Genomic DNA, 24,831 nt, shown 5'->3' on the forward strand with positions numbered 1-24,831 from the left:
GACGAAAGCCGTACAAGGCTCACCGAAGAGTGGCAATTCCCGCTGACCGCCGAGGGCGTGTGAAAACGGCACATCCTCCAGGTCTGCGGACGAATGGCTCCTAGCGGACCCCCGCGCCGGGGGCCGGGGAAGATGTGCCAGAGTTGCCACGTCCGGGCTGTGAGCACGTACCGTACGGCGGAACAGGCGTAACGGTGAGAACGGCGAGAAAGCCGCCGGGCATCGGGAAGGGGCAGCCGGTTTTGACCACGCACGCACCGCAGGCGGCGCAGACCGCGCAGACGGCGACGCTGCCTGGGACGTTGGACGAGGCCGTCGAGGCACTCGCCGCGATGCCCGCCGCCGTGCCCGTAGCCGGCGGCACCGACCTCATGGCCGCCGTCAACGCGGGCCTCCTGCGCCCCTCCGCGCTCGTCGGCCTCGGCCGCATCAGCGAGATCCGCGGCTGGCAGTACCAGGACGGCCACGCGCTGCTCGGCGCCGGCCTCACCCACGCACGCGTCGGGCGGCCCGACTTCGCCGCCCTGTTCCCCGCGCTCGCCGCGGCCGCGCGCGCCGCGGGCCCCCCGCAGATCCGTAACGCGGGCACCCTGGGCGGCAACATCGCCACGGCGGGCCCGACCGGCGACACCCTGCCCGTCCTCGCCGCCCTGGAAGCCGTCCTCATCATCGCGGGCCCCGGCGGCGCGCGCCGCGAGGTCCCCGTCTCGCACCTGCTCGCGGGGATGGACATGCTCCGCCCCGGCGAGCTCATCGGCTTCGTACGGCTGCCGCTCCTGCACGCCCCGCAGGTCTTCCTGAAGGCGACGGGACGCACCGGCCCCGGCCGCGCCACCGCGTCCGTCGCGCTCGTCCTCGACCCCGCGCGGCGCGGCGTGCGCTGCGCGGTCGGCGCCGTCGCCCCGATGCCGCTGCGGCCCCTGGAGGCCGAGGAGTGGGTCGCGTCGCTGATCGACTGGGACGGCGAGCGGACGATCGTCCCGGAGGCGCTCACCGCCTTCGGTGAGTACGTGGCCGCCGCGTGCATCCCCGACCACCCTCCGGCGGAGGACGGCTCCCCGCAGCCGCTGCCGCCCGCCGTACTGCACCTGCGGCGCACCGTCGCCGCGCTGGCCCGACGAGCACTGGGGAGGGCACTGTCGTGAGTGACGACCGACACGATGGGAACGCCGCCAACGGCGGCTGGCAGCCGCATCCACAGGGCGAGTACGACTCGGACGCCACGGCCTTCGTGCAGCTGCCGGAAGGCGCCCTGGACTCCTTCGACCACTCGCCGCTCGCCGCGCCCGGCCACGGTTACGTGCCGCCGCAGATAACGGTCACCCCGACGACCGCCGACGCGACGGACCCGGCGGCCACGGGCGTCTGGGCCATGCCGCCCGAGGTGACCGGCATGGGCACCGGCGTCCAGAACGTGCAGTGGCCCGCCGCGGGCGGATTGCCCGAGCCGGCCGCTCAGCCGTCGCATCAGTCGGCCGGTCACGACGTCCAGGAGCACGCGTACGACCCCCGGGCCACCGGGCAGTGGAGCTTCCACGAGGCGGAGGGGCACGCACCCGCCGCCCCTGCCCCGGCGGATGTCACGGGGCAGTGGTCGATTCCGGTCGCCAATGGTGATCTTCCGGACGAATCGGGTGAGTTCACCGCGTCCTCGCTCGCCGCGCAGTGGGGCGGTACGCCGCCCGCGACGCTGCCGGGCGGCGCGGCGGCACCCTGGGCGACCGGTGGCGCGGGCGCGGGTGCGCCGTGGTCGGAGCAGGCGCAGCAGCCGCATGCCGAGCCGTATCCGCACGTAGAGCCGCACCTGCACCCGCATTCGCACCCGCAGCAGCATGTCGAGCCGCAGCACCACGAGCCAGTGGTGCCCCCGGAGCCCTTCGTCCCTGAGCCCCCGGTCGCTCCTGAGATGCATGTGGTGCCCGAGGAGCCCATGGCGCCCGAGGTACCTGAGGCGCCCGAGGTACCTGAGGCGCTAGCGGAGCCGACGCCCGAGCCCGAGCCCGAAGCCGAGGTCGAGGTCGAGGCCGAGGCCGCAGTCGAGACCGAAGCGGAAGTCGAAGCCGAGGCCGACGCCGAAGCAGAGGCCGAAGCAGAGGCCGAAGCAGAGGCCGAAACGGACGCCGACGGCGAGACCGACCCCGAGGAGGCGGTCACCGCCGCCGCCCCCTCCGACGAACACCCCCTCTGCTCCTACGTCCTGCGCGTCAATGGAGCCGACCGCCCCGTCACCGACGCCTGGATCGGCGAGTCCCTGCTCTACGTCCTGCGCGAGCGCCTCGGCCTCGCGGGCGCCAAGGACGGCTGCTCGCAGGGCGAGTGCGGTGCCTGCAACGTCCAGGTGGACGGCCGGCTCGTCGCCTCCTGCCTGGTGCCCGCCGCCACGGCCGCCGGAAGCGAGGTGCGCACCGTCGAGGGCCTCGCCGTCGACGGCAGACCCTCCGACGTGCAGCGGGCGCTCGCCGCCTGCGGAGCCGTCCAGTGCGGCTTCTGCGTACCGGGCATGGCGATGACCCTGCACGACCTTCTCGAGGGCAACCCCGCCCCGTCCGACCTGGAGACCCGGCGCGCCCTGTGCGGCAACCTGTGCCGCTGCTCCGGCTACCGCGGTGTGCTCGACGCCGTGCAGGAAGTGGTCGCCGAGCGCGAGGCGTCCGCGGCCGCCGCCGAGCCGTCGGCGCAGGGCGACCACCCGGGCGAGCCGCGCATTCCGCACCAGGCGGGACCCGGCGCCGGAGGGGTCAACCCGGCGGCGCGGGACGGATCGTACGAAGGACCCTACGGCCAGGACGGAGGCCAGGCGTGAGCAACGAAGCCGCGGCGACGGCGAACACCGCGACCGCAGTGGAGCCGCAGCCGGGCCCGGAGCCCCTGCCGCACGGCATCGGTGCCTCGTTGCCGTCCGCCGAGGCCCGCGCCAAGACGGAGGGCACGTTCCCCTACGCGTCCGACCTCTGGGCGGAGGGGCTGCTCTGGGCGGCCGTCCTGCGCTCGCCGCACGCGCACGCGCGCATCGTCTCCATCGACACCTCCCAGGCGCGCGAGATGCCGGGCGTGCGGTCCGTCGTCACGCACGAGGACGTGCCCGGCGACGCGCTGCACGGCCGCAAGACCGCGGACCGCCCGGTCTTCGCGTCCGACGTCGTACGCCACCACGGCGAGGCCATCGCGGCCGTGGCCGCCGACCACCCCGACACGGCACGGATGGCCGCCGCGGCCATCTTCGTCGAGTACGAGCTGCTGGAGCCGGTCACCGACCCGGAGAAGGCGTTCGCGGCCGAACCCCTGCACCCCGACGGCAACTTGATCCGGCACATCCCGCTGCGGCACGGCGACCCGGAGGCGGCGGGCGAGCTCGTCGTCGAGGGGCTCTACCGCATCGGCCGCCAGGACCCGGCGCCGATCGGCGCGGAGGCGGGGCTCGCGGTGCCGCGTCCCGACGGGGGCGTGGAGCTGTACATCGCCTCCACCGACCCGCACACCGACCGTGACATGGCCGCGGCCTGCTACGGCATCGACCCGGGCATCGTGAAGGTCGTCGTCACCGGAGTCCCCGGCGCGACCGCCGACCGCGAGGACGCCAGCTTCCACCTCCCGCTCGGCCTGCTCGCGCTGACCACCGGCTGCCCGGTGAAGCTCACCGCGACCCGCGAGGAGTCCTTCCTGGGCCACGCGCACCGCCATCCGACGCTGCTGCGCTACCGCCATCACGCGGACGCCGAGGGCAAGTTGGTGAAGGTGGAGGCGCAGGTCCTGCTCGACGCGGGCGCCTACGCGGACACCTCGTCGGACGCGCTCGCCGCGGCCGTCTCCTTCGCCTGCGGTCCCTACGTCGTCCCGAACGCCTTCATCGAGGGCTGGGCGGTCCGCACGAACAACCCGCCATCCGGACACGTCCGGGGCGAGGGCGCCATGCAGGTGTGCGCGGCCTACGAAGCCCAAATGGACAAGATCGCAAAGAAGTTGGGCATCGACCCGGCGGAGCTGCGGCTGCGCAACGCGATGGCCACGGGCGACATCCTGCCCACCGGACAGACGGTGACGTGCCCGGCCCCGGTGGCCGAACTCCTCGGCGCCGTACGGGACTTCCCGCTGCCCGAGCTGCCCAAGGACACCCCCGAGGACGAGTGGCTGCTGCCCGGAGGACCCGAGGGCGCGGGCGAACCGGCCGCGGTGCGCCGAGGCGTCGGCTACGGCCTCGGCATGGTCCAACTCCTGGGCGCGGAAGGCACGGACGAGGTCTCCACCGCCACGGTGAAGGTCCACGACGGCATCGCGACGGTCATCTGCGCGGCGGTGGAGACCGGCCAGGGCTTCTCCACGCTCGCCCGCCAGATCGTCCAGGAGACGCTCGGCATCGACGACGTGCGCGTGGCCCCCGTCGACACGGACCAGCCCCCGGCGGGACCGAGCTGCCACGGCCGCCACACCTGGGTGTCGGGCGGCGCGGTGGAGCGCGCGGCGAAGATGGTGCGCACGCAGCTTCTCCAGCCGCTGGCCCACAAGTTCGGGATGTCCACCGAGCTGCTCCAGATCACCGACGGCAAGATCACCTCGTACGACGGGGTGTTGAGCACGACCGTCACGGAGGCGATGGACGGCAAGGAGCTCTGGGCCACGGCCCAGTGCCGCCCGCACCCGACGGAGCCCCTCGACGAGGCGGGCCAGGGTGATGCCTTCGTGGGCATGGCGTTCTGCGCGATCCGCGCGGTCGTGGACGTGGACATCGAGATCGGTTCGGTACGGGTGGTGGAGCTCGCGGTCGCCCAGGACGTGGGCCGCATCCTGAACCCGACCCAGCTCAAGGTGCGTATCGAGGCGGGCGTCACGCAGGGCGTCGGCGCGGCCCTCACGGAGAACCTCCGCACGCCGCGCGGCTTGGTCCGCCACCCCGACCTCACGGGCTACGCGCTCCCGACCGCCCTGGACACCCCCGACATCCGCATCGTGAAGCTGGTGGAGGAGCGGGACGTGGTGGCGCCCTTCGGCGCGAAGGCGGCGAGCGCGGTGCCGGTCGTGACGACTCCGGCGGCGGTGGCGTCGGCGGTGCGCGCGGCGACCGGACGGCCGGTGAACAGGCTGCCGATCCGCCCCCAGGCGGCGGTGGCGACATGACGGCCGCGCCGCTCGGCGGGGTCGTCGTCATCACCGGGATCATGGCCTCGGGCAAGTCCACGGTGGCGCAGGCCCTGGCCGAACGCCTGCCGCGCGCGGCGCACGTGCGCGGTGACGTCTTCCGCCGGATGATCGTGTCGGGCGGCCAGGAGTACGAGCCGGGTGCCTCGGACGAGGCGGCGGCCCAACTCCGCCTGCGGTACGGCCTGTCGGCGTCCACCGCCGACGCGTACGCGGCCGCGGGCTTCGTCGCGGTGGTCCAGGACGTCATCCTGGGCGAGGAGTTGAAGACGTACGTGGACCTGCTGCGGACGCGGCCGGTGCACGTGGTCGTCCTGGCCCCGAGCCCAAAGTCCGTGGCCGCACGGGAGGCCGGACGCGGCAAGACCGGCTACGGCGCGTGGACGGTCGAGGACCTGGACACGGGCCTGCGGGAGACCACACCCCGGATCGGCCTGTGGCTGGACAGCTCGGACCTGACGGTCGAGGAGACCGTGGACGCGATTCTGGAGCGGTTGGAGGAGGCGCGGGTCTAGGCCGGCCGGCTCCCGCGCACGCGGCCACTGCTCGCGGCGGGTGCCGGGCCCGCCGACGTCGCAGGGGAAGCCGGCTTCGCCGACCAGGCGCCCTTCAGGCGCTGGTTCCCGCGTGGGTGTGGCGCCACGCCCGACGGCTTCCGGCGGGCCGCCCCGCAGGGGACCGTCCTCGATCGCTGTGAGGCCGTGGCGGGAATCGAACCCGCGTTACTGGCTTTGCAGGCCAGCCCCTAAGCCACTCGGGCACACGGCCGAGTTGAACTCGACTCCTTGAACGTAGGCGCCCGCCACCGCCCGATCAAGGAATCCGCCGCCCCCGCAACGGGACTGCCACACCGCGTTCATGAACGCGGCGAGAGGTCGTACGACCAAGGGACCAGGGGCGAGCCGCCTCAGGACAGGGGTCACCGCCTGCCACGCCCCTTACGCTGGCCAGCATGAGCGCCCTGGAACCTCGCGACGCCGAAGTCGCAGCCGCCCCGATAGCCCCGCCGTCCGAGCTCAAGGGCGGAATCCTGCGCGCCCCCTATCGCGCGCTCAGCCTCGGCATCGTCTCCGTGGTCCTGCTCATCGCCTTCGAGGCGACCGCCGTCGGGACCGCGATGCCGGTGGCCGCCCGTGAGCTGGACGGGGTGTCCCTCTACGCCTTCGCCTTCTCCGCGTACTTCACCACCAGCCTCTTCGGCATGGTGCTCTCCGGGCAGTGGGCCGACCGGCGCGGGCCGCTCGGGCCGCTGGCCACCGGGATCGCCGCCTTCGCGGCGGGGCTGCTGCTCTCCGGGACCGCCGGGGCCATGTGGATGTTCATCCTGGGCCGTGCCGTGCAGGGGCTCGGCGGCGGTCTCGTCATCGTCGCGCTGTACGTCGTCGTCAGCCGCGCCTACCCGGAGCACCTGCGCCCGTCCATCCTCGCGGCGTTCGCGGCCAGCTGGGTCGTGCCGTCCGTGGTGGGGCCGCTGGTCTCCGGGACCGTCACCGAGCACCTGGGGTGGCGCTGGGTCTTCGTCGGGATACCGGTTCTGGTCGTGGCGCCGCTCGCCATCGCGCTGCCCGCGATCCGGCGCACCGCTTCCGGGCCCGTGGACCCCTCCGCGCCCGTCGAGGCCTTCGACCGGCGGCGCGTCCGGCTCGCGCTCGGGATCTCGCTGGGGGCCGGGCTGCTCCAGTACGCCGGTCAGGATCTGCGGTGGCTCTCGCTCCTCCCGGCGGCCGTCGGCGCCGCCGTCCTCGTGCCCGCGGTTCTGGGGCTGCTGCCGCGCGGGACCTACCGGGCCGTCCGGGGGCTGCCCTCCGTCGTGCTGCTGCGGGGGATCGCCGCCGGGTCCTTCATCGCCGCCGAGTCGTTCGTGCCGCTGATGCTGGTCACCCAGCGGGGACTCAGCCCGACCATGGCGGGGCTCTCGCTCGCCGTGGGCGGTGCGACCTGGGCGCTCGGTTCCTACGTACAGTCGCGGCCCCGCATGGAGCCCCACCGCGGCAAGCTGATGCTGGTCGGCATGGTGCTCGTCGCCGCCTCCATCGCGGCGGCGCCCACCGTCCTGATCGAGGCCGTGCCGGTGTGGACCGTCGCCGTCGCCTGGGCCTTCGGCTGCTTCGGCATGGGCATGGTCATCGCATCCACGAGCGTGCTGCTCCTGCGCCTCTCGCCCCCGAAGGACGCGGGCGCGAACTCCGCCGCCCTGCAGATATCCGACGGCCTCTCCAACGCCCTGCTCCTGGCCGTCGGCGGCGCCGCCTTCGCCGCACTCGGCGGCGGCATGGTCGGCGCGACGCACGGCGCGGGCGGGGCGAGCGGCTCGCATCCGGGGGCCTTCGTCGCCGTGTTCCTGCCGATGGCGGCTGTCGCCCTGGTGGGGGCGTGGGTGGGGACGCGGCTGAAGGAACGTACGGAGTGAGGGGATGGTGTGAGACCGGTCGCACCCGTCTCACGCCCCGTGCCGTTCTCCGCGGCGCGTCAACCCGCACCGGTAGGGTGGCCCGGTTGTCGTACGTACCCGAGCCGTCAAATACCGGAGACCGTGACTACCACCGCCGCCAACTCCGCATCCCACCACCTCTCTCCCGCCTTCCCCGGCCGCGCCCCCTGGGGCACCGCCAACAAGCTGCGTGCCTGGCAGCAGGGGGCGATGGAGCGGTACCTCCAGGAGCAGCCGCGTGACTTCCTGGCCGTCGCGACACCTGGCGCAGGCAAGACGACGTTCGCGCTGACGCTGGCCTCCTGGCTGCTGCACCACCATGTCGTGCAGCAGGTGACGGTGGTCGCGCCGACCGAGCACCTGAAGAAGCAGTGGGCGGAGGCAGCGGCCAAGATAGGGATCAAGCTGGACCCGGAGTACAGCGCGGGGCCGCTCAGCAAGGAGTACCAGGGCATCGCCATCACGTACGCCGGTGTCGGCGTGCGGCCCATGCTGCACCGCAACCGCGTGGAGCAGCGCAAGACCCTGGTGATCCTCGACGAGATCCACCACGCCGGTGACTCGAAGTCGTGGGGCGAGGCATGCCTGGAGGCCTTCGAGCCCGCCACCCGGCGGCTCGCGCTCACCGGTACGCCCTTCCGGTCCGACACCAACCCGATCCCCTTCGTCGCGTACGAGGAAGGGAACGACGGCATCCGGCGGTCCGCCGCCGACTACACGTACGGATACGGGAGCGCGCTGGGCGACGGCGTCGTCCGTCCCGTCATCTTCCTCTCCTACTCCGGCAACATGCGGTGGCGCACCAAGGCCGGCGACGAGATCGCCGCGCGGCTCGGCGAGCCGATGACCAAGGACGCCATCTCGCAGGCCTGGCGCACCGCGCTCGACGCACGCGGCGAGTGGATGCCGAACGTCCTGAAGGCCGCCGACAAGCGCCTCACCGAGGTCAGGAAGGCCATCCCGGATGCGGGCGGGCTCGTGATCGCCTCGGACCAGGACTCCGCCCGCTCGTACGCCAAGCTGATCCGCGAGCTCACCGGGGAGAAGGCCACCGTCGTCCTCTCCGACGACACCGGCGCGTCCAAGCGGATCGACGACTTCACCGCGAGCAACGACCGGTGGATGGTCGCGGTCCGGATGGTGTCCGAGGGCGTCGACGTGCCGCGCCTCGCGGTGGGTGTGTACGCCACCACGATCTCGACGCCGCTCTTCTTCGCGCAGGCCGTGGGCCGTTTCGTGCGTTCCCGGCGGCGCGGCGAGACCGCGTCGGTCTTCCTGCCCACCGTCCCCGACCTCCTCGGCCACGCCAACGAGATGGAGGTCGAGCGCGACCACGTCCTCGACAAGCCGAAGAAGGAAGGCGAAGAGGACCCCTACGCCGAGTCCGAGAAGGAGATGGACGAGGCGAACAAGGAGGAGGACGAGGACACCGGCGAGCAGGAGCAGTTCTCCTTCGAGGCGCTGGAGTCCGACGCCGTCTTCGACCGCGTCCTCTTCGACGGCGCCGAGTTCGGCATGCAGGCCCACCCGGGGAGCGAGGAGGAGCAGGACTATCTCGGCATCCCCGGGCTCCTGGAACCCGACCAGGTGCAGATGCTGCTCCAGAAGCGGCAGGCCCGGCAGATCGCGCACAGCAAGAAGCGGCCCGACGAGGAGGCCGACCTCCTCGAACTGCCCGCCGAGCGGCGGCCGGTGGTCTCCCACAAGGAGATGCTCGAACTGCGCAAGCAGCTCAACACGATGGTCGGCGCGTACTCCCATCAGAGCGGGAAGCCGCACGGCGTGATCCACACCGAGCTGCGGCGCACCTGCGGCGGGCCGCCCAGCGCGGAGGCCACCGGCGGGCAACTGCGGCAGCGGATCGCGAAGGTCGGCGAGTGGGCCACCCGCATGAAGTAGGGCGGGTCCCTTCCGGCGGGTTCCACCCGGCGGTCACCCCGGCAGTCCCTACCGGCGGTCCCTACCGGCGCTCCCTCCCGACGGTCCCTTTCCGGCGGCGCTTCGCGCTGCGGGGGAGGAGCGGTGCGTTCCAAGTGCGGATTCCCTGTGCGGGAGTCGTGCGCAGTCCCGTCGGCGTGCCCCGCGTATGGGGCATTGCGCCCCTAACAACCGCTCTCGTGCCCGGATTCTGGACGGAGTCTTCCGCTGAGCGGGACGGCCTCGCTAATGTCCCCGCAACGTACACGCCCCGTGGCAGCGCCGCCGCGGAGCGCAGCCGGAGTTCCGACCGGCGGCCTCTGACGCGCGTCGCCCACGGGACCGGCGACGCAACCGCCGCGTAAAGGGGCCGTCGACCCTCACCTAAGGAGTGGGCGTCGTGACCGCGGAGACTTCCCAGACGCTCGACCGAGGACTGCGTGTCCTCAAGCTGTTGGCCGACACCGATCACGGGCTCACCGTCACCGAGCTGTCGAACAAGCTCGGTGTGAACCGCACCGTGGTGTACCGCCTGCTCGCCACTCTTGAGCAGCACGCCCTGGTCCGCCGCGACCTGGGCGGCCGGGCCAGGGTGGGCCTCGGCGTGCTCCGCCTCGGCCGCCAGGTGCACCCGCTGGTGCGCGAGGCCGCGCTGCCCGCTCTTCGCTCCCTCGCCGAGGACATAGGGGCGACGGCGCATCTGACGCTGGTCGACGGCACCGAGGCCCTCGCCGTCGCCGTCGTGGAGCCGACCTGGACGGACTACCACGTGGCGTACCGCACCGGCTTCCGGCACCCGCTCGACCGGGGCGCCGCGGGCCGCGCGATCCTCGCCGCCCGGCAGGGGCTCGCCACCGACCCCGGCTACGCGCTGACGCACGGCGAGCTGGAGGCCGGCGCGAGCGGGGCCGCCGCGCCGCTGGTCGGCGTGACCGGGATCGAGGGCAGCGTGGGCGTGGTCATGCTGTCGGACTCCGTGCCGGAGCGGGTGGGGCCGCGGGTGGTGGACGCGGCCCGCGAGGTCGCCGACGCACTGCGCTGAGGCCGCGCGGGCGAGCGGGGCCCTCCTGGGCGCCGCCGATCACCGGCTTCGCCGAGTTCGTCCTCGATCTCCCCCAAGCTCTCAAGGAGCAGGGGGGTCCCCACGACGGGCTTGTCTGTTCCCTCGCACGTTAGATTGATCCCCGTGTTCTCCCTCTCACGTCTCACGCGCCCCAAGGCCCTCGCCGTCTGTGCCGCCCCCGTGGCTGCCCTGCTCGCCGTCGCGGGCCTCGCGCCGTTGCCGTTCGCCGTGGCCCAGCCGGGGTCGACGGCGAACGTACTCGGCGAGAGCGAGGGCAAGCGGGTCATCACGATCACCGGTGCGCCCACCCGTGAGACGAGCGGGCAGCTGCGGATGACGACGATCGTGGCCACGGGGCCCGACATGGACGTGAGCCTGGGCGACGTGCTGGACGGCTGGTTCCGTACGGACCGTTCCGTGATGCCCAAGGACTCGGTGTACCCCACGGGCGACAACGTGAAGGAAGTCGAGAAGCACAACCTCGGCGACATGAAGAAGTCGCAGGACACGGCCGCGCGGGCCGCGCTCTCCTACCTCGACGCGAACGGCGTGGACGGCACCGACAAGGTGAAGGTCAAGGTCGACCTCGGCAAGGTCGGAGGCCCCAGCGCGGGCCTCTTCCTCTCGCTCGGCGTCATCGACCTGATCGACGGCAACGGCAGCGGCGGTGATCTGACCGGCGGCCGGAAGATCGCGGGCACCGGCACGATCTCCGACGACGGCAAGGTCGGCCCGGTCGGCGGCGTCTCGATGAAGACGCAGGCCGCGAAGCGGGACGGCGCGAGCGTCTTTTTGGTCCCGAAGGCCGAGTGCTCGGACGCTCAGGCGGAGCTGCCGAAGGGCCTGCGGCTGATTCCGGTCACGACACTGAAGGGAACGGTCGAGTCGCTGCGGGCGCTCGACAAGGGCGGGAAGGTTCCGAGCTGCTGACCAGGCGCAGGCCGAACTCGACCATGGTCCAGCCCAGTTGAGCACGCAGCCGGGGTCGGCGTTGCCGTAAGGGGGCCGCTCGCCTCAGCTCGGCGGCGCGGGCGTGGTGCAGCAGCAGGTGTACGTCGGAGTGCATGGCGGAGACCTCTCACTCGGTGGAGTGCGTCGGGAAGGCGTGGGTGTGCAGGCGCACCCTGGCGGAGTCCGGGGTGCCCGGGTCCACCGCCAACGGGCGGTAGCTCTCGATGAGTTCACTGATCTTGCCGACCAGTTCGGCGGTGAGCGCGGGCGTCAGGCGCAGGGTGTAGTCGCTGAGGTCGGAGCTCTCCGTCCACTCCTTGGACCAGTCGTGCTGCGTGCCGATCCAGGTGGAGACCTCCGATGCGTGGAAGGCCGCCACCTCGTGGAGATAGACGGCGATCGCGCCGCGCAGGGCCGGGTCCGGGTCGGCCATGAGCGACTCGTCGAGGCGCGTGCCCTGGTGCGTCGACCGCCACCAGCGCTCGCGTCCCTTGCCCCGCTCGGGCGCGTCCTCGACGAAGCCGTGCGCGGCGAGCTGGCGCAGGTGGTAACTGGTCGCGCCGCTGGACTCGCCGAGCCGGTCCGCCAGTTGGGAGGCGGTGGCCGGGCCCTCCTTCCGCAGGGAGGTGAGCAGTTGGATGCGCAGGGGGTGGGCCAGGCCCCGCAGGGAGCGCGGGGTGAGGGTGTGGATCTTGCGGCTCTCGGGGTCTGTCGTGCCGTCCGTCATGTGTGTGAGCGTAGACATGCAAAGACTCCGTTGCAACCCATTCTTTGCAACGGAGTCTTTGTAACTTGCCGAGTGCCCGAGGAGCCGTACCTAGCCCTCCTTCACGAAGCCCTCCTGGACCAGCCAGTCCAGGGCCACCTCGTGCGGGTCCTGGCCCTCCACGTCCACCTTGGAGTTCAGGTCCTGGGCCACCGTGTTGTCCAGCTTCTTCGTGATGGGGTCCAGGACCTCCGCGATCTCCGGGTGCTCCTTCAGCGCCTTGCTGTTGATCTCGGGGGAGACGTTGTAGTTGGGGAAGAAGTGCTTGTCGTCCTCCATGACCGACAGCTTCATCGCCTTGATGCGGCCGTCGGTGGTGAAGACCTCGCCGAACACGCACGACCCCTTGGAGACCTGGGTGTAGATGATCCCGGTGTCCATCTTGGTGATGCTGGAGTTGGGGATCTTCATCCCGTACTCCTTCTGCATGCCCGGCAGACCGTCCTCGCGAGAGGAGAACTCGCTCTCCACGCACAGCGTGACCGCGCCCGGGTCCTTCTTCGACAGGGCCGCCACGTCCGAGAGGGTCTTCGGCTTGTACTTGGCCTCGTTCTTCTGGTTGATCGCCAGCGCGTAGGTGTTGTTGAGCTCGGCGGGCGGCAGCCACGTGACGCCGTTCTTCGCGTCCGCCTTGCGCACCGCCTCCCACTGCTTCTGGGGGTCGTCGATGGGCTCGGAGTTGCCGAGGTACGTGATCCAGGCGGTGCCCGTGTACTCGTACATGGCGTCCGCGTCGCCGCCCTTGACGGCCTCGCGGGCGCCGATCGAGCCCTGGATGCCCGTCCGGTCGAGGACGTCCGCGCCGGCCGCCTCGAAGGCGATGCCCATGATCGCACCGAGGATCAGCTGCTCGGTGAATTCCTTGGACGTGACGGTCAGGTCGGCGCCCTTCAGGGGGAGCCCCTTGCCGATCGTGCCCGGCTTGACGTCGTCCACCATCGGGCTGCCGCTGGTGAGGCCGCAGCCCACGAGCAGGGCACCGCCCACCACGCCGACGGCCGCCGTACGCAACGTGATCCTCATGAGCCGGCCTCCAACCCGCGTGGACGAAGGACCAGTTCGGCCAGCGACGCCAGCCAGTCCACGAGCAGCGCGAGTGCGATCGTCAGGATCGAGCCGAGCATGAGCACCGGCATCCGCTGGTTGGTGATCCCGGTGGTGATGAGGTCGCCGAGCCCGCCGCCACCGCCGAAGGTGGCGAGCGTCGCCGTGCCGACGTTCAGGACGAGCGCGGTGCGCACGCCCGCGAGGATCAGCGGTACGGCCAGCGGGAGTTCGACCTTGCCGAGCACGCCCCACGACGACATGCCGATGCCGCGCGCGGCTTCGAGCAGGGTCGGGTCGTTGGCGTTCAGCCCCGCGATCGTGTTGGAGAGGACCGGCAGGACGGCGTAGATGATGATGCCGATCAGGGCCGCCTTCTCGCCGATGCCGATCCAGATCACCAGGAGGGCCAGGAGGCCGATCGCCGGGGTCGCCTGGCCGATGTTGGCCAGGGCCATCGCGGGGGGAGCGCCCTTGCGGAGCTTCTTGCGGGTCAGCAGGATGCCCAGCGGGATCGCGATGATCAGCACGAAGAAGGTGGAGATCACCGTCAGTTCGATGTGCTGGCGGAGCCTGAGCCACACATTGCCGTCCGCCAGGGCGTTCTCGGAGATCGGGTCCAGGTCGGCCTGCTGGAACCACCACCAGGTGAGCAGCAGGACGAGCGCGAGGAACGCGGGCAGGATGACGAGTTTCTGCCAGCCGATCCGCCGCACCCGGCCCGCGTCCACCGCCGAGGGCGGTGGCTCCTGCTCGGCCTCGCCCGTGTCGCGGAAGAGGTGGCCCTTGACCTCGTGCTCGCCCTCGGGCCGGGGGTCGGGCCCGTCGGGGGGCGCCGGTTTGTGCTCGGGGATCCGGGGGTTGCTCCCGGGGATGCCGCTCACGCCTTCGCCGCCCCTCCGTCGCCCTCCTGCTCGTGGTGGGTCAACAGGGCCCGCTGTTCCTGGAGTTCGTGCTGGTGCTCCACGGCGTCGAGCCGGTCGGCCTCCAGCATCTCGTGCACGGAGTTCATCAGCGTCTGCATGTCCACGACGCCGGTGAACTCGCCGCGCCGCCCGGTGACCGCGACCCGCCCCGCGTTGTCCGTGAGGACCGCTTCGAGCGCGTCGCGCAGCGTGGCGTCGCGGGTGACCGTGTCGTGCACGAGGGTGCCCGCGCGGGCCAGCGAACCCTCGGCGCGCATCAGGTCGCCGCGCCGCAGCCACTTGTAGGGGCGGCGGCGCTTGTCGAGGAGCAGCAGTTCGTTCGTGCCGCTGTCCCGCAGTTTGTCGAAGATGTCCTGGAGCGGGTCGTCGACGGTCACCGTCGCGAAGTCGGCGATCTCCACATCCCGTACGCGGGTGAGGTTGAGCCGCTTGAGAGCCGCGCCCGCGCCCACGAAACCGGAGACGAAGTCGTCGGCGGGGTTGGTGAGGATGGCCTCCGGGGTGTCGAACTGCGCGATGTGCGAGCGCTCCCGCAGGACCGCGATGCGGTCGCCGAGCTTGATGGCCTCGTCGAAGTCGTGCGTGACGAAGACGATCGTCTTGTGCAGCTCGTGCTGGAGCCGGATCAGCTCGTCCTGGAGGTGGTCGCGGGTGATCGGGTCGACCGCGCCGAACGGCTCGTCCATCAGCAGCACGGGCGGGTCGGCCGCCAACGCCCGTGCCACGCCGACGCGTTGCTGCTGGCCGCCGGAGAGCTGTCGCGGATAGCGGTCGTGGAACTCGGCCGGGTCGAGCCCGACCAGGTCGAGCATCTCCTCCACCCGGGACTTGATCTTCGACCTCCCCCAGCCGATCATCTTCGGCACCAGGGCGATGTTCTGCGCGACCGTCATGTGCGGGAAGAGCCCGGACGACTGGATCGCGTACCCGATCTTGCGGCGCAGCTTCACCGGGTCCATGTCGGTGACGTCCTCGCCGCCGATGCGGATGCGGCCGCTGGTCGGCTCGATGAGCCGGTTGATCATCTTCAGCGTGGTCGACTTACCGCAGCCCGATGGCCCGACGAGGATGACGATCTCGCCCGCCTTGATCTCCATGCTGACGCTGTCCACCGCGGGGTCGCCGCTGCCCGCGTACCGCTTGGTGAGGTTCTCCAGCTCGATCGTCGCGCCCGTGGTGGCGTTCGGGGCCGCCGCGCCCTCGGCTGTCGCGCCGTCGTCTGTGTTGGTCGCGGTGGTCTCAGACACGGATACCCCTCGAAATGGTCAGGCGGCCGATCAGTACGTACGCGGCGTCGAAGAGCAGCGCCAGGATGATGATCCCGAGCGTGCCCGCGAGCACCTGGTTGAGCGCGTTCTTGCTGCCGAGCGAGCCGATGCCGCGGAAGATCTCGTTGCCGAGGCCGGGGCCCGACGCGTACGCGGCGATGGCCGCGATGCCCATCAGCATCTGCGTGGAGACGCGGATGCCGGTCAGGATCGGCGGCCAGGCGATCGGCAGTTCCACCTTCACCAGCCGGGCGGCGCGCGACATCCCGATGCCCTTCGCCGCGTCGACCAGCGAGGGATCGACGCCGCGCAGGCCGACGATGGCGTTGCGCACGATGGGGAGCAGGCCGTAGAGGGTCAGCGCGATGACCGTCGGCGCGACCCCGAGGCCGACGACGGGGATCAGCAGACCGATCATGGCGAGCGAGGGGATGGTCAGGATGGTGGAGGTCGCGGTCGTGGCCAGATTGCCCGCCCATTCGCTGCGGTACGTGACGACGCCGATCAGTACTCCGATGACGGTCGCCACGACCATGCACTGGAAGACTGCGCTGGCGTGCTGGTACGCGTCCGTCAGCAACTGCTGGTGGCGGTTGCCGAGGTAGTCCCAGAAGTTCACTGAACTGCTCACCTCGTCCAGGCGCGGTTCAGACGGCGCCGGGAGTCTCCCGGCGCCCGCGTGCTGCGTACGTCGTGGGGCCGTGCTGCGGTGTGTCTGTTCGTCCGTCTGATTCCTTACCTACCCGCATCAGGTGTCCTCTGACGCCTGTTCGACCAGCGGGATGATCCGCAGCGGAACAGGGTTCTCCATGACGATCGCCGTGGAGGCCCGGACGATGCCATCAAAACCCACCACACGGTCGATCACACGTTGGAGATCCGCGTTCGAACGGGCCACCAGGCGGCAGAGCATGTCGCCGTGGCCGGTGATGGTGTGCAGTTCGAGCACCTCGGCGACGGTCGCCAAATGGGCCCGTACGTCGGCGCCCTGGCCCTGTTTGATCTCCAGCGTGGCGAAGGCGGTGACGGGGTAGCCCAGGGCGGCCGGGTCGACCTCCGGGCCGAAGCCGCGGATGACTCCGTTCGACTGAAGGCGGTCCATCCGGGCCTGCACGGTCCCGCGCGCCACGCCGAGACGGCGGGACGCCTCCAGGACGCCGATGCGGGGCTCGCGGGCGAGCAGCACGATGAGCCTGCCGTCCAGATGATCGATCGTCATGGTGTGCTCTTCTCCGCTCCGGGGGTGGTCATCATGTACAGATAGCCCGCTGATCCGCGACTACCACTGGGCAGATTGCCCACTGAATACGCAAACTATTGCGCACCTTGCGATACGGCGGGAGCCTGCGGACATGGCAGCTACCGCGAACACTCAGCCCACGTCGGCCATCTCTGGCACCCCCCACACCGCGCGCGAGGCCGATCCCTTCCCGGTCAAGGGAATGGACGCGGTCGTCTTCGCCGTGGGCAACGCCAAGCAGGCGGCGCACTACTACTCCACGGCCTTCGGCATGAAACTCGTGGCGTACGCGGGCCCGGAGACGGGCACTCGCGAGACCGCCTCGTACGTCCTCACCAACGGCGGGGCCCGCTTCGTCCTCACCTCCGTCATCAAGGCGTCGACCGACTGGGGCCACTTCATCGAGGGCCACGTCGCCGAGCACGGCGACGGTGTCGTCGACCTCGCCATCGAGGTGCCGGACGCGCGCGCCGCGTACGCGTACGCCGTCGAGCACGGCGCCCGCGGCCTCACCGAGCCGTACGAGGTCAAGGACGAGAACGGCACGGTCGTCCTCGCCGCCATCGCGACGTACGGCAAGACCCGCCACACGCTCGTCGACCGCAGCGGCTACGACGGCCCCTACCTGCCCGGCTACACCGCCGCGTCGCCGATCGTCGAGCCGCCCGCCAAGCGGACCTTCCAGGCGATCGACCACTGTGTCGGCAACGTCGAGCTCGGCAAGATGAACGAGTGGGTCGCCTTCTACAACAAGGTCATGGGCTTCACGAACATGAAGGAGTTCGTGGGCGACGACATCGCGACGGAGTACAGCGCGCTGATGTCGAAGGTGGTGGCCGACGGAACGCTGAAGGTGAAGTTCCCCATCAACGAGCCGGCCATCGCCAAGAAGAAGTCCCAGATCGACGAGTACCTCGAGTTCTACGGCGGCGCGGGCGTCCAGCACATCGCGCTCGCCACGAACGACATCGTGGAGACCGTGCGCACGATGCGCGCGGCGGGCGTCCAGTTCCTCGACACCCCCGACTCGTACTACGACACCCTCGGCGAGTGGGCGGGCGAGACGCGCGTGCCCGTCGACACCCTGCGCGAGCTGAAGATCCTGGTCGACCGCGACGAGGACGGCTACCTCCTGCAGATCTTCACCAAGCCGGTCCAGGACCGCCCGACGGTCTTCTTCGAGATGATCGAGCGGCACGGCTCGATGGGCTTCGGAAAGGGCAACTTCAAGGCCCTGTTCGAGGCGATCGAGCGGGAGCAGGAGAAGCGCGGCAATCTCTAGGGCAGCCCGGAGGGTTGCTGGCTAGAGTGCGGGGATGGCCAGGATCAACGACGTCGGCGGGATGACGGGCTTCGGGCCCATCGACACCACCGACGACACGGAGCCCTTCCACGCGGACTGGGAGGCGCGGGTGTTCGCGCTCAACAGTGCGCTGGTGCGCGAAGGCGTCTACAACCTGGACGAGTTCAGGGACGCCGTGGAGACGATGCCGCCGGGGGAGTACCTGGCGGCGTCGTACTACGAGCGGTGGTTCTACGCGATCCGGCTGCTGCTCGACCGCAAGGGCGTGGTGGCGGCGGGGGAGCTGGACGGTGAGCCGGATGCCTGACCGTTTCGCGCCGGGCGCCCGCGTGACGACCGTGCACCACGATCCGGTGCACCACACCCGCCTGCCGCGGTACGCCCGGGGCAAGCGGGGCGTGGTGGTCGAGCCGGAGGGCCACCACCCGCTGGCGGACGTCCGCTCGCAGGGGCGGGGGGACGCGCCGGTGGAGCAGGTGTACGCGGTGCGGTTCGCCGCGCGGGAGCTGTGGGGCGAGGGGGACCACGGGGTGGTGCTCGACCTGTGGGAGAGCTACTTGGAAGCGGAGGGCGACTGATGTCCGGTACGCACGCAGATGCACTGATCTCCCGTCAAGTGCGGCGCCTGGAAACCCTGTTGGAGGAGCGCGGGGTGGTCGTGGGCGCAGTCCTGGACGAGGCCTTGGACGCGTTCCTCGCCGGCTCGTCCCCGCTGAACGGGGCGCGGGTGGTGGCGCGGGCGTGGACGGACCCGGCGTTCAAGGAGCGGCTCCTGGCGGACGGTACGTCGGCGGTGGCGGAGCTGGGCCTCGCCGCGGGCGGCGTCCAGCCGCAGCGCCTGAGGGTGGTGGAGAACACCGCCGACACCCACAACGTGGTCGTCTGCACGCTCTGCTCCTGCTATCCGGTACGGCTGCTCGGCCCGTCCCCCAGCTGGTACAAGAGCGAGGCGTACCGCTCGCGGGTGGTGCGTGAACCGAGGGCGGTGCTGGCGGAGTTCGGCTTCGAGGTGCCTCCGGAAACCTCGATCACGGTCTGGGACTCCACCGCGGAGACCCGCTACATGGTCCTGCCGCTCCGCCCCCCGACCACGGCCTCCCTCCCAGAGCATTCCCTCACCGACCTGATCACCCGCAACGCCCTGATCGGCACGGCCCCGCTGTAACCGCGGGTGCGGACTGCGGACGGCCCCTGTCCCGCCGCTGCGCGGCGGATGCTCCCCGCCCACCCACCCGATCACCCCGCGGCACGGACGTGCACGGGGTGGGTCAGCTTTGGGTCGAGGGAGGCTCGCTGGGGGTTGGCTTTGGTGTGGGGGTGGGCTGCGTGCCGGGGTCGGCCGGGGGTCCTGCCGGGGCCGGGGCGTACATCTGGGCCGGGCCGCCCTCCGGGGGGTCGCCCAGGGCCTCCAGGGCCTCCCGGGCGTCCGGGGCCAGCAGGGGCGAGAAGTAGGGGTTGATCCGCAGCGCCTCGCCGATGTGGCGCCGCGCCGCGCCGTACCTGCCGAGCTCCCGCTCGATCTCGCCCCGGTGGTAGGCGAAGGCCGCACTCCGCGGGCCCTTCTCCGTCGCCCGCTTCGCGTACTTCAGGGCCTCCTCGCTCTCACCGGCCCGGTGCAGCGCCCAGCCCAGCGCATCCGCCACCTCCGGACTGCCGTGCCGCTCGAACTCCTTCCGCAGGCGCTCCACCGCCGCCTCCGCGTCCCCGTGATCCGCCTCGAAGAGGCCCAGAATCCGCTCGTCGTTGACGCCGTTGACCCTCTCCTGCTTCACCCGGGCCCGCAGCACGTCGTACTGCGCGCGGGCGGCCGGGGCCAGCCGCAGCGACTCGTACAACTCGCCCAGCGCCAGGGCGTACTCCGGTGCGGGCTGTCTGACCAGCGCGTTCCGGTAGAAGAGGAGAGCCTCCGAGGTGCGGCCCAGGGCCGCCAGCGCGCGGCCCTTCCCGGCCAGGGAAGGGTGGTGGTCGGGGTCCGAGAGCAGCGCCGCGTCGTAGTAGCGCAGCGACTCCGTCGGCTCGCCCCGCTCCCATGACAGCTCACCCACCCGGTACAGGCACGCAGCCTTCTCCGCGGGCCCCTCCGCCAGCGCCGCCGCGTCCATCAGCTTCGACGCCGCGTCCTCGCGCCAGCCCCGGTCCCGGTAGACCTGCCCGGAGCGAGCCATCACGGAGGTGCCCGAGTTCAGCTCCTGGAGCGTCTCCAGGGCCCTGCCCACCCCCTTCGCGTCACCCAGACCGCTGTACGCGTCGATGAGCGCCGGATACGTCGACCACCGCTTCGGAGACAGCTTGACCGCGCTCTCGGCCCACTTCTTCGCCCCGCGGTAGTCGTGCCGCGCGTTCGCGAGGACCGCCATGCCCGTCAGGGCCTGCACGTTCCTCTCCGGCCGCGTCTTCAGGGACGTACGCAGCGCCTCCTCCGCCCTGGGGTAGTACGCGGAGTCCGCGGTCCGGAGCCCACGCTCGACGTAGGCGGCCCCGAGCACCGCCCACGACTCGTCGTCCCCGGGATGCCTGCGCACATGCGCCTCCCGCTCCCCGATCAGCACCGTGAGGTCCGGCAGCGCCGCGGGAGCCCCGGCCCCCGCCGCCGCCATCGCCCGCCCGGCGGGACCGAGCGCGGGCGGCGCCGCCTTCCCGCCCGAGCCGGGCCGCAGCACCAGGACCCCGCCGAGCACCACACACCCGGCGACCGAGGCGATCAGCACCCGCCGCACCACCGGCGAGCGGCGCGGGCGCCGCGGCGACTCGCTCCAGACGGCGGGCGCGGGCGGCGGACGCCGTTCCTTCTGGGTCACGGACTCGGACCCGGTCTCGATCTCCATGGCGCTCACTGTGCGTCAATACGAAGAGCACATCCCGGCATGCGGACGGGGCGTCGCACACGGGTTCACACCGATGGCCCCGGGTGCGAGGCTGTGATCATGAGCCGCACACTCATCGAACTCCTCCACGAGGGCCAGGACGGCCTCCCCGCCGAGGCCGTCCTCACCGACCCCGACATCACGTCCTCGTACGCGAACGACATGGCGAGCTTCTGCGACGCGGGCACCCCGGCCGTCGTCGTCCTGCCGCGCACCGTCGAGCAGGTCCAGCACGTCATGCGCACGGCGACCGAGCTCCGCGTCCCGGTGGTCCCGCAGGGCGCCCGCACGGGCCTCTCGGGCGGCGCGAACGCCAGCGAGGGCTGCATCGTGCTCTCCCTGGTCAAGATGGACCGCATCCTGGAGATCAACCCCGTCGACCGGATCGCGGTCGTCGAACCCGGCGTCGTCAACGCCACGCTCTCCCGGGCCGTGAACGAACAAGGTCTCTACTACCCGCCGGACCCGTCCAGTTGGGAGACCTGCACCATCGGCGGGAACATCGGCACCGCATCGGGCGGCCTGTGCTGCGTGAAGTACGGCGTGACGGCGGAGTACGTCCTCGGCCTCGACGTCGTCCTCGCCGACGGACGGCTCATGAGCACCGGACGGCGCACGGCCAAGGGCGTCGCGGGCTACGACCTCACGCGCCTCTTCGTCGGCTCCGAGGGCAGCCTCGGCATCGTCGTGCGCGCGACCCTCGCCCTGAAGCCGCAGCCGCCCCAACAGCTCGTCCTGGCAGCTGAGTTCGGCTCCGCCAAGGCCGCCTGCGACGCCGTATGCAAGATCATGGAGGGCGGGCACGTCCCCTCGCTCCTGGAACTCATGGACCGTACGACCATCAGGGCCGTGAACGCCCTGGCCCACATGGGCCTGCCGGAGACCACCGAAGCGCTGCTCCTCGCGGCCTTCGACACCCTGGACCCCGCCGCGGACCTCGCGGCCGTCGGCGCGCTCTGCGAGGCCGCGGGCGCCACCCAGGTGGTCCCGGCCGAGGACGCGGCGGAGTCCGAACTACTCCTCCAGGCACGGCGGTTGTCGCTCACCGCTCTCGAAGCGGTCAAGGGCACGACGATGATCGACGACGTGTGCGTGCCGCGCTCGAAGCTCGCGGAGATGCTCGAAGGCGTCGACCGCATCGCCGATAAGTACAGCCTCACGATCGGGGTCTGCGCACACGCGGGCGACGGCAACACGCACCCCACCGTCTGCTTCGACGCCGCGGACGCCGACGAGGGCCGCCGCGCCCGTGAGTCCTTCGACGAGATCATGGCCCTGGGTCTGGAACTCGGCGGCACGATCACCGGCGAGCACGGCGTGGGCGTCCTGAAGAAGGAGTGGCTGGCGCGCGAGATCGGCCCGGTGGGCGTGGAGATGCAGCGCGCCATCAAGGCGGCGTTCGACCCGCTCTCCCTCCTCAACCCCGGCAAGCTGTTCTGACTCCGGTCCTGTTCTGCGTACGTCGCCCCCGTGGCGGCGGAGCTCACTCACCGTCCTTGGACTCGTCCGAGGGCCAGGGGTCGCGCAGCCAGAGCTCGTCGACACGGCCCGTGGTCGGTGTGAGCAGCTCGGCGAGGCCGTCGTCGATGCCGAGCCGCTCAGTCTCGGAGCCCGGAGGGACCACCCGCAGCGTGCGCTCGAGCCAGGCGGACACGGCGGGCGCCGGCGCCTCGAGGAGGGCGTCACCGTCGGGTGAACTCAGCGCCATCAGGACGACGCTGCGCCCGTCGACCTTGGTCGGCCAGACCCGGACGTCGCCGTGCCCACAGGGCCTGAACACGCCCTCGACCAGGAGTTCGCGGGCGAACGTCCAGTTCACGGGGTGTTCGGAGCCGATGTGGAAGGCGATGTGGACGGCGAAGGGGTCGTCGGTGCGGTAGGTGAGGCGGGCCGGGACGGGGATGGCGCGTTCCGGCGAGAGGACGAGTTTGAGCTCAAGCTCGCGTTCCACCACGGTGTGCATGTCGGTGCTTCCCTTCCTTGTTCGGGGCCCTGGAGCGGGCCCGTGCAAGGAGAGAGCGCGGTGGGCGCGGAGCATTACGCGGGTTCCGGAAAGTTTTTCCGTACGGAGTCGATACGTGGTTGAACTGTGCCCGGAAAGTGGTCTGTAGGGCAGGAGACGCACAGGGGGGCGCAGAGGTCTGATAGATGTGGAACATCTAAAAGACCCCCGAGCAGATACGGGACGACGGACATGAGCGCCCCAACTCCGGCCCCAGGCGACGACAGGCCCCGCGAAGGCTACTACCCCGATCCGTCCATTCCCGGATATGTCCGGTACTGGAACGGAGCGGCCTGGGTGCCCGGGACCAGCCGTCCCGCCCCGACCGACGGCGAATCGCTCCCCGCGCCTCCGGGGGCGGCCCCCGCGTCCGCCTCCGCGGCGGAGGAGACCGGGCCGCACTTCTTCGACGAGGAGCCCATGCCGTCGTCGTCCATGTCGGCGCCCGAGGCGGCGGCCGGTGCGGACGACCTCGGCGCCTCGCAGCATGGGAGCAGGCCCGAGCCCGCCTCCGCGTGGCAGGCGGACGCGGCTCGGCAGACGGGGCTCGGCGGCGAGCAGGAGCGCCGGATTTCCTGGGGCGGGCCCGAGCAGCGCAACGCCTCGGGGGTCCGGGACCCGCGGGACCCGCGCGTGCCGGTGCCGAGCGAATCGGCCGCCGAATCCGCGTCTCCCTCTGCTCCCTCTGCCTCCGCGTCTCCCTCCGCCTCTGCTCCCGCTCCCGCGGAAGCTTCCTCTCCGCCGGAGACGAACGGGCCCGGCACGGTGCAGATCCGGGCGATCAAGCCGGGCGGGGCGGGCAACGGGACGGGCAAGCCCGCTGCCGGTACGCCGCCGAAGGACCAGCAGCCCCCGGCCGAGGGCACGGTGACGTTCCGCAGGCCCGCGGGCCCGGTGCGGCCCACCGCCGCCGCGCCCGCCACCGAAGGCACCATGGCGATCCGGGCGCTCCGCCCGAAGTCGTCCGCCGCCGGTACGGCGGCACGGACCCCGGCGCCCCCGCAGGCCGCCGTACCACCCCAGGCCGCCGCTCACGCGCCCGCGCCCGCCCCCGCGGCGGCACCTGCGCCCGCGCCCGCGCCTGCCCCCGCGCAGCCCACCGTCCCGCAGCAGGGCGGTGCGCCGGGCGGCGCGGCATCGCCCGTGACCTCGGGGCCCGGTGGCGGATCGCCCTCGTGGGCGCAGCAGGTGCACCAGCTCGCCGAGGGGGACGGGCAGCAGCAGCCCGTCGTGCCGTGGAAGCCGGTGGCCAGCGACCCGTTCCTCGCCATGGCGCAGAACCAGGCCGCGGGGCGGCCCGCGGGGCTCGGCAGGCGGTTCGCCGCGCGGCTCATCGACACGGTCGTTCTCGTGGCCGTGACCGGGGCCGCGGCCCTGCCGCTCGGCACGAAGGCCGCCGATCACGTCGACAGCAAGATCGACGCGGCGAAGATGTCCGGCGAGAAGGTCACCGTGTGGCTGCTCGACGGCACCACGGCGGGGTACCTCGGGATGGTCCTTGCCGTGCTGCTCCTCTTCGGCGTCCTCTACGAGGTGCTGCCCACGGCCAAGTGGGGGCGGACGCTGGGCAAGAAGGTGCTCGGACTCCAGGTGCGGGACATGGAGGAGCACGAGGCGCCGACGTTCGGGGTGGCGCTGAAGCGCTGGCTCGTCTATGTGGTGCCGGGGGTCCTGGTGATCGGGGTCGTCGGCGTCCTGTGGTGCGTCTTCGACCGCCCGTGGCGCCAGTGCTGGCACGACAAGGCTGCGGGAACGTTTGTGGCGGGCTAGTTCTGGCCCCTGGGCATCGGGCGCCGTTGATCCGCGGCTTCGCCGAGTTCGTCCTCAAGGGCCGGACGGGCTGAGACCCTGCGGTCGCGTTCGAGGGCACCCTTAACCCAGACAGCCGCTCCCCAAATGCGCCCCCGGCGCACTCGCGGTCGA

Annotated in this window: 22 protein-coding genes and 1 tRNA gene; 14 read left to right on the forward strand and 9 right to left on the reverse strand. The window is 71.6% G+C overall.

Annotated elements, in window-relative coordinates:
• The first annotated feature begins 242 nt into the window (after positions 1-242).
• Genes ACIGXX_RS18715 through ACIGXX_RS18730 form a run of 4 tightly spaced genes read left to right on the forward strand, consistent with a single transcriptional unit; the run spans position 243 to position 5,648 of the window.
• Complete coding sequence (locus ACIGXX_RS18715) at positions 243-1,145, forward strand: FAD binding domain-containing protein (protein WP_351171081.1); 903 nt, start codon at positions 243-245, stop codon at positions 1,143-1,145.
• Complete coding sequence (locus ACIGXX_RS18720) at positions 1,142-2,803, forward strand: (2Fe-2S)-binding protein (protein ID WP_399976966.1); 1,662 nt, start codon at positions 1,142-1,144, stop codon at positions 2,801-2,803. Before ACIGXX_RS18715 ends, ACIGXX_RS18720 begins: the two co-directional genes overlap by 4 nt.
• The gene (locus ACIGXX_RS18725; protein WP_351171087.1) at positions 2,800-5,112 is read left to right on the forward strand and encodes a molybdopterin cofactor-binding domain-containing protein; all 2,313 of its coding nucleotides are present in this window, start codon (positions 2,800-2,802) and stop codon (positions 5,110-5,112) included. Before ACIGXX_RS18720 ends, ACIGXX_RS18725 begins: the two co-directional genes overlap by 4 nt.
• Positions 5,109-5,648 carry an AAA family ATPase gene (locus tag ACIGXX_RS18730; RefSeq protein ID WP_351171090.1) on the forward strand — a complete coding sequence of 180 codons (540 nt, stop codon included), beginning with the start codon at positions 5,109-5,111 and terminating at the stop codon, positions 5,646-5,648. Before ACIGXX_RS18725 ends, ACIGXX_RS18730 begins: the two co-directional genes overlap by 4 nt.
• A 181-nt stretch (positions 5,649-5,829) precedes the next feature.
• Here ACIGXX_RS18730 and ACIGXX_RS18735 read toward each other — a convergent pair.
• Positions 5,830-5,901 (reverse strand) — tRNA-Cys (locus ACIGXX_RS18735).
• A 184-nt stretch (positions 5,902-6,085) separates the two neighbouring features.
• Between ACIGXX_RS18735 and ACIGXX_RS18740 the strand changes: the two genes are divergently transcribed.
• The 4 genes from ACIGXX_RS18740 (at position 6,086) to ACIGXX_RS18755 (ending at position 11,474) form a co-directional block, all read left to right on the forward strand.
• Entirely contained in the window at positions 6,086-7,543 is a 1,458-nt protein-coding gene (locus ACIGXX_RS18740; RefSeq protein WP_361469435.1) for an MFS transporter, read from the forward strand.
• Positions 7,544-7,666: 123 nt separating this feature from the next.
• Entirely contained in the window at positions 7,667-9,463 is a 1,797-nt protein-coding gene (locus ACIGXX_RS18745; RefSeq protein ID WP_351171096.1) for a DEAD/DEAH box helicase, read from the forward strand.
• Positions 9,464-9,881: 418 nt separating this feature from the next.
• Entirely contained in the window at positions 9,882-10,523 is a 642-nt protein-coding gene (locus ACIGXX_RS18750; protein ID WP_190080202.1) for an IclR family transcriptional regulator, read from the forward strand.
• A gap of 144 nt (positions 10,524-10,667) precedes the next feature.
• Positions 10,668-11,474: a S16 family serine protease gene (locus ACIGXX_RS18755; RefSeq protein ID WP_351171099.1), complete on the forward strand. Its 807-nt coding sequence runs from the start codon at positions 10,668-10,670 to the stop codon at positions 11,472-11,474.
• A 148-nt stretch (positions 11,475-11,622) separates the two neighbouring features.
• On the opposite strand, the gene ACIGXX_RS18760 is transcribed toward ACIGXX_RS18755, so the two are convergent.
• The 6 genes from ACIGXX_RS18760 to ACIGXX_RS18785 form a co-directional block, all read right to left on the reverse strand.
• Complete coding sequence (locus ACIGXX_RS18760; RefSeq protein ID WP_351171102.1) at positions 11,623-12,240, reverse strand: winged helix-turn-helix domain-containing protein; 618 nt, start codon at positions 12,238-12,240, stop codon at positions 11,623-11,625.
• A gap of 72 nt (positions 12,241-12,312) precedes the next feature.
• Positions 12,313-13,284: a glycine betaine ABC transporter substrate-binding protein gene (locus ACIGXX_RS18765; RefSeq protein WP_399976975.1), complete on the reverse strand. Its 972-nt coding sequence runs from the start codon at positions 13,282-13,284 to the stop codon at positions 12,313-12,315.
• Positions 13,281-14,180 carry an ABC transporter permease gene (locus ACIGXX_RS18770; protein WP_383822680.1) on the reverse strand — a complete coding sequence of 300 codons (900 nt, stop codon included), beginning with the start codon at positions 14,178-14,180 and terminating at the stop codon, positions 13,281-13,283. The genes ACIGXX_RS18765 and ACIGXX_RS18770 overlap by 4 nt, the downstream gene beginning before the upstream one ends.
• A 5-nt stretch (positions 14,181-14,185) precedes the next feature.
• Positions 14,186-15,478, reverse strand: coding sequence for a betaine/proline/choline family ABC transporter ATP-binding protein (locus ACIGXX_RS18775; RefSeq protein ID WP_383822356.1), 1,293 nt, complete (start codon positions 15,476-15,478; stop codon positions 14,186-14,188).
• Positions 15,471-16,118 carry an ABC transporter permease gene (locus tag ACIGXX_RS18780; RefSeq protein WP_351171145.1) on the reverse strand — a complete coding sequence of 216 codons (648 nt, stop codon included), beginning with the start codon at positions 16,116-16,118 and terminating at the stop codon, positions 15,471-15,473. The genes ACIGXX_RS18775 and ACIGXX_RS18780 overlap by 8 nt, the downstream gene beginning before the upstream one ends.
• Before the next feature lie 129 nt (positions 16,119-16,247).
• On the reverse strand, positions 16,248-16,718 hold the full coding sequence (locus ACIGXX_RS18785) for an Lrp/AsnC family transcriptional regulator (RefSeq protein WP_160505290.1): 471 nt from the start codon (positions 16,716-16,718) through the stop codon (positions 16,248-16,250).
• A gap of 133 nt (positions 16,719-16,851) precedes the next feature.
• Here ACIGXX_RS18785 and hppD point away from each other — a divergent pair, with 133 nt between their 5' ends.
• Genes hppD through ACIGXX_RS18805 form a run of 4 tightly spaced genes read left to right on the forward strand, consistent with a single transcriptional unit; the run spans position 16,852 to position 19,207 of the window.
• On the forward strand, positions 16,852-18,021 hold the full coding sequence (hppD, locus tag ACIGXX_RS18790; protein ID WP_351171108.1) for a 4-hydroxyphenylpyruvate dioxygenase: 1,170 nt from the start codon (positions 16,852-16,854) through the stop codon (positions 18,019-18,021).
• Between the two features lie 34 nt (positions 18,022-18,055).
• Complete coding sequence (locus ACIGXX_RS18795) at positions 18,056-18,349, forward strand: hypothetical protein (RefSeq protein ID WP_351171111.1); 294 nt, start codon at positions 18,056-18,058, stop codon at positions 18,347-18,349.
• A complete protein-coding gene (locus ACIGXX_RS18800; protein ID WP_383822360.1) occupies positions 18,342-18,620 on the forward strand; it encodes an SH3-like domain-containing protein in 279 nt (92 codons plus the stop codon). The genes ACIGXX_RS18795 and ACIGXX_RS18800 overlap by 8 nt, the downstream gene beginning before the upstream one ends.
• Positions 18,620-19,207 (forward strand): nitrile hydratase subunit alpha, encoded by a 588-nt coding sequence (locus tag ACIGXX_RS18805; protein WP_351171116.1) that lies wholly within the window; start codon positions 18,620-18,622, stop codon positions 19,205-19,207. The genes ACIGXX_RS18800 and ACIGXX_RS18805 overlap by 1 nt, the downstream gene beginning before the upstream one ends.
• A 103-nt stretch (positions 19,208-19,310) precedes the next feature.
• On the opposite strand, the gene ACIGXX_RS18810 is transcribed toward ACIGXX_RS18805, so the two are convergent.
• Positions 19,311-20,867: a tetratricopeptide repeat protein gene (locus ACIGXX_RS18810; RefSeq protein ID WP_361474642.1), complete on the reverse strand. Its 1,557-nt coding sequence runs from the start codon at positions 20,865-20,867 to the stop codon at positions 19,311-19,313.
• 99 nt (positions 20,868-20,966) lie between these two features.
• Between ACIGXX_RS18810 and ACIGXX_RS18815 the strand changes: the two genes are divergently transcribed.
• Positions 20,967-22,346 (forward strand): FAD-linked oxidase C-terminal domain-containing protein, encoded by a 1,380-nt coding sequence (locus ACIGXX_RS18815; protein ID WP_351164799.1) that lies wholly within the window; start codon positions 20,967-20,969, stop codon positions 22,344-22,346.
• A 43-nt stretch (positions 22,347-22,389) separates the two neighbouring features.
• Here the strand turns inward: ACIGXX_RS18815 and ACIGXX_RS18820 are convergent, their stop codons facing one another.
• Positions 22,390-22,869 carry an SsgA family sporulation/cell division regulator gene (locus ACIGXX_RS18820; protein ID WP_351164798.1) on the reverse strand — a complete coding sequence of 160 codons (480 nt, stop codon included), beginning with the start codon at positions 22,867-22,869 and terminating at the stop codon, positions 22,390-22,392.
• A gap of 231 nt (positions 22,870-23,100) precedes the next feature.
• Between ACIGXX_RS18820 and ACIGXX_RS18825 the strand changes: the two genes are divergently transcribed.
• Complete coding sequence (locus ACIGXX_RS18825; RefSeq protein WP_351164797.1) at positions 23,101-24,678, forward strand: RDD family protein; 1,578 nt, start codon at positions 23,101-23,103, stop codon at positions 24,676-24,678.
• Positions 24,679-24,831: the final 153 nt, after the last annotated feature.

The organism is Streptomyces sp. NPDC055243, assembly GCF_044544025.1.
Classification (GTDB): Bacteria; Actinomycetota; Actinomycetes; order Streptomycetales; family Streptomycetaceae; genus Streptomyces.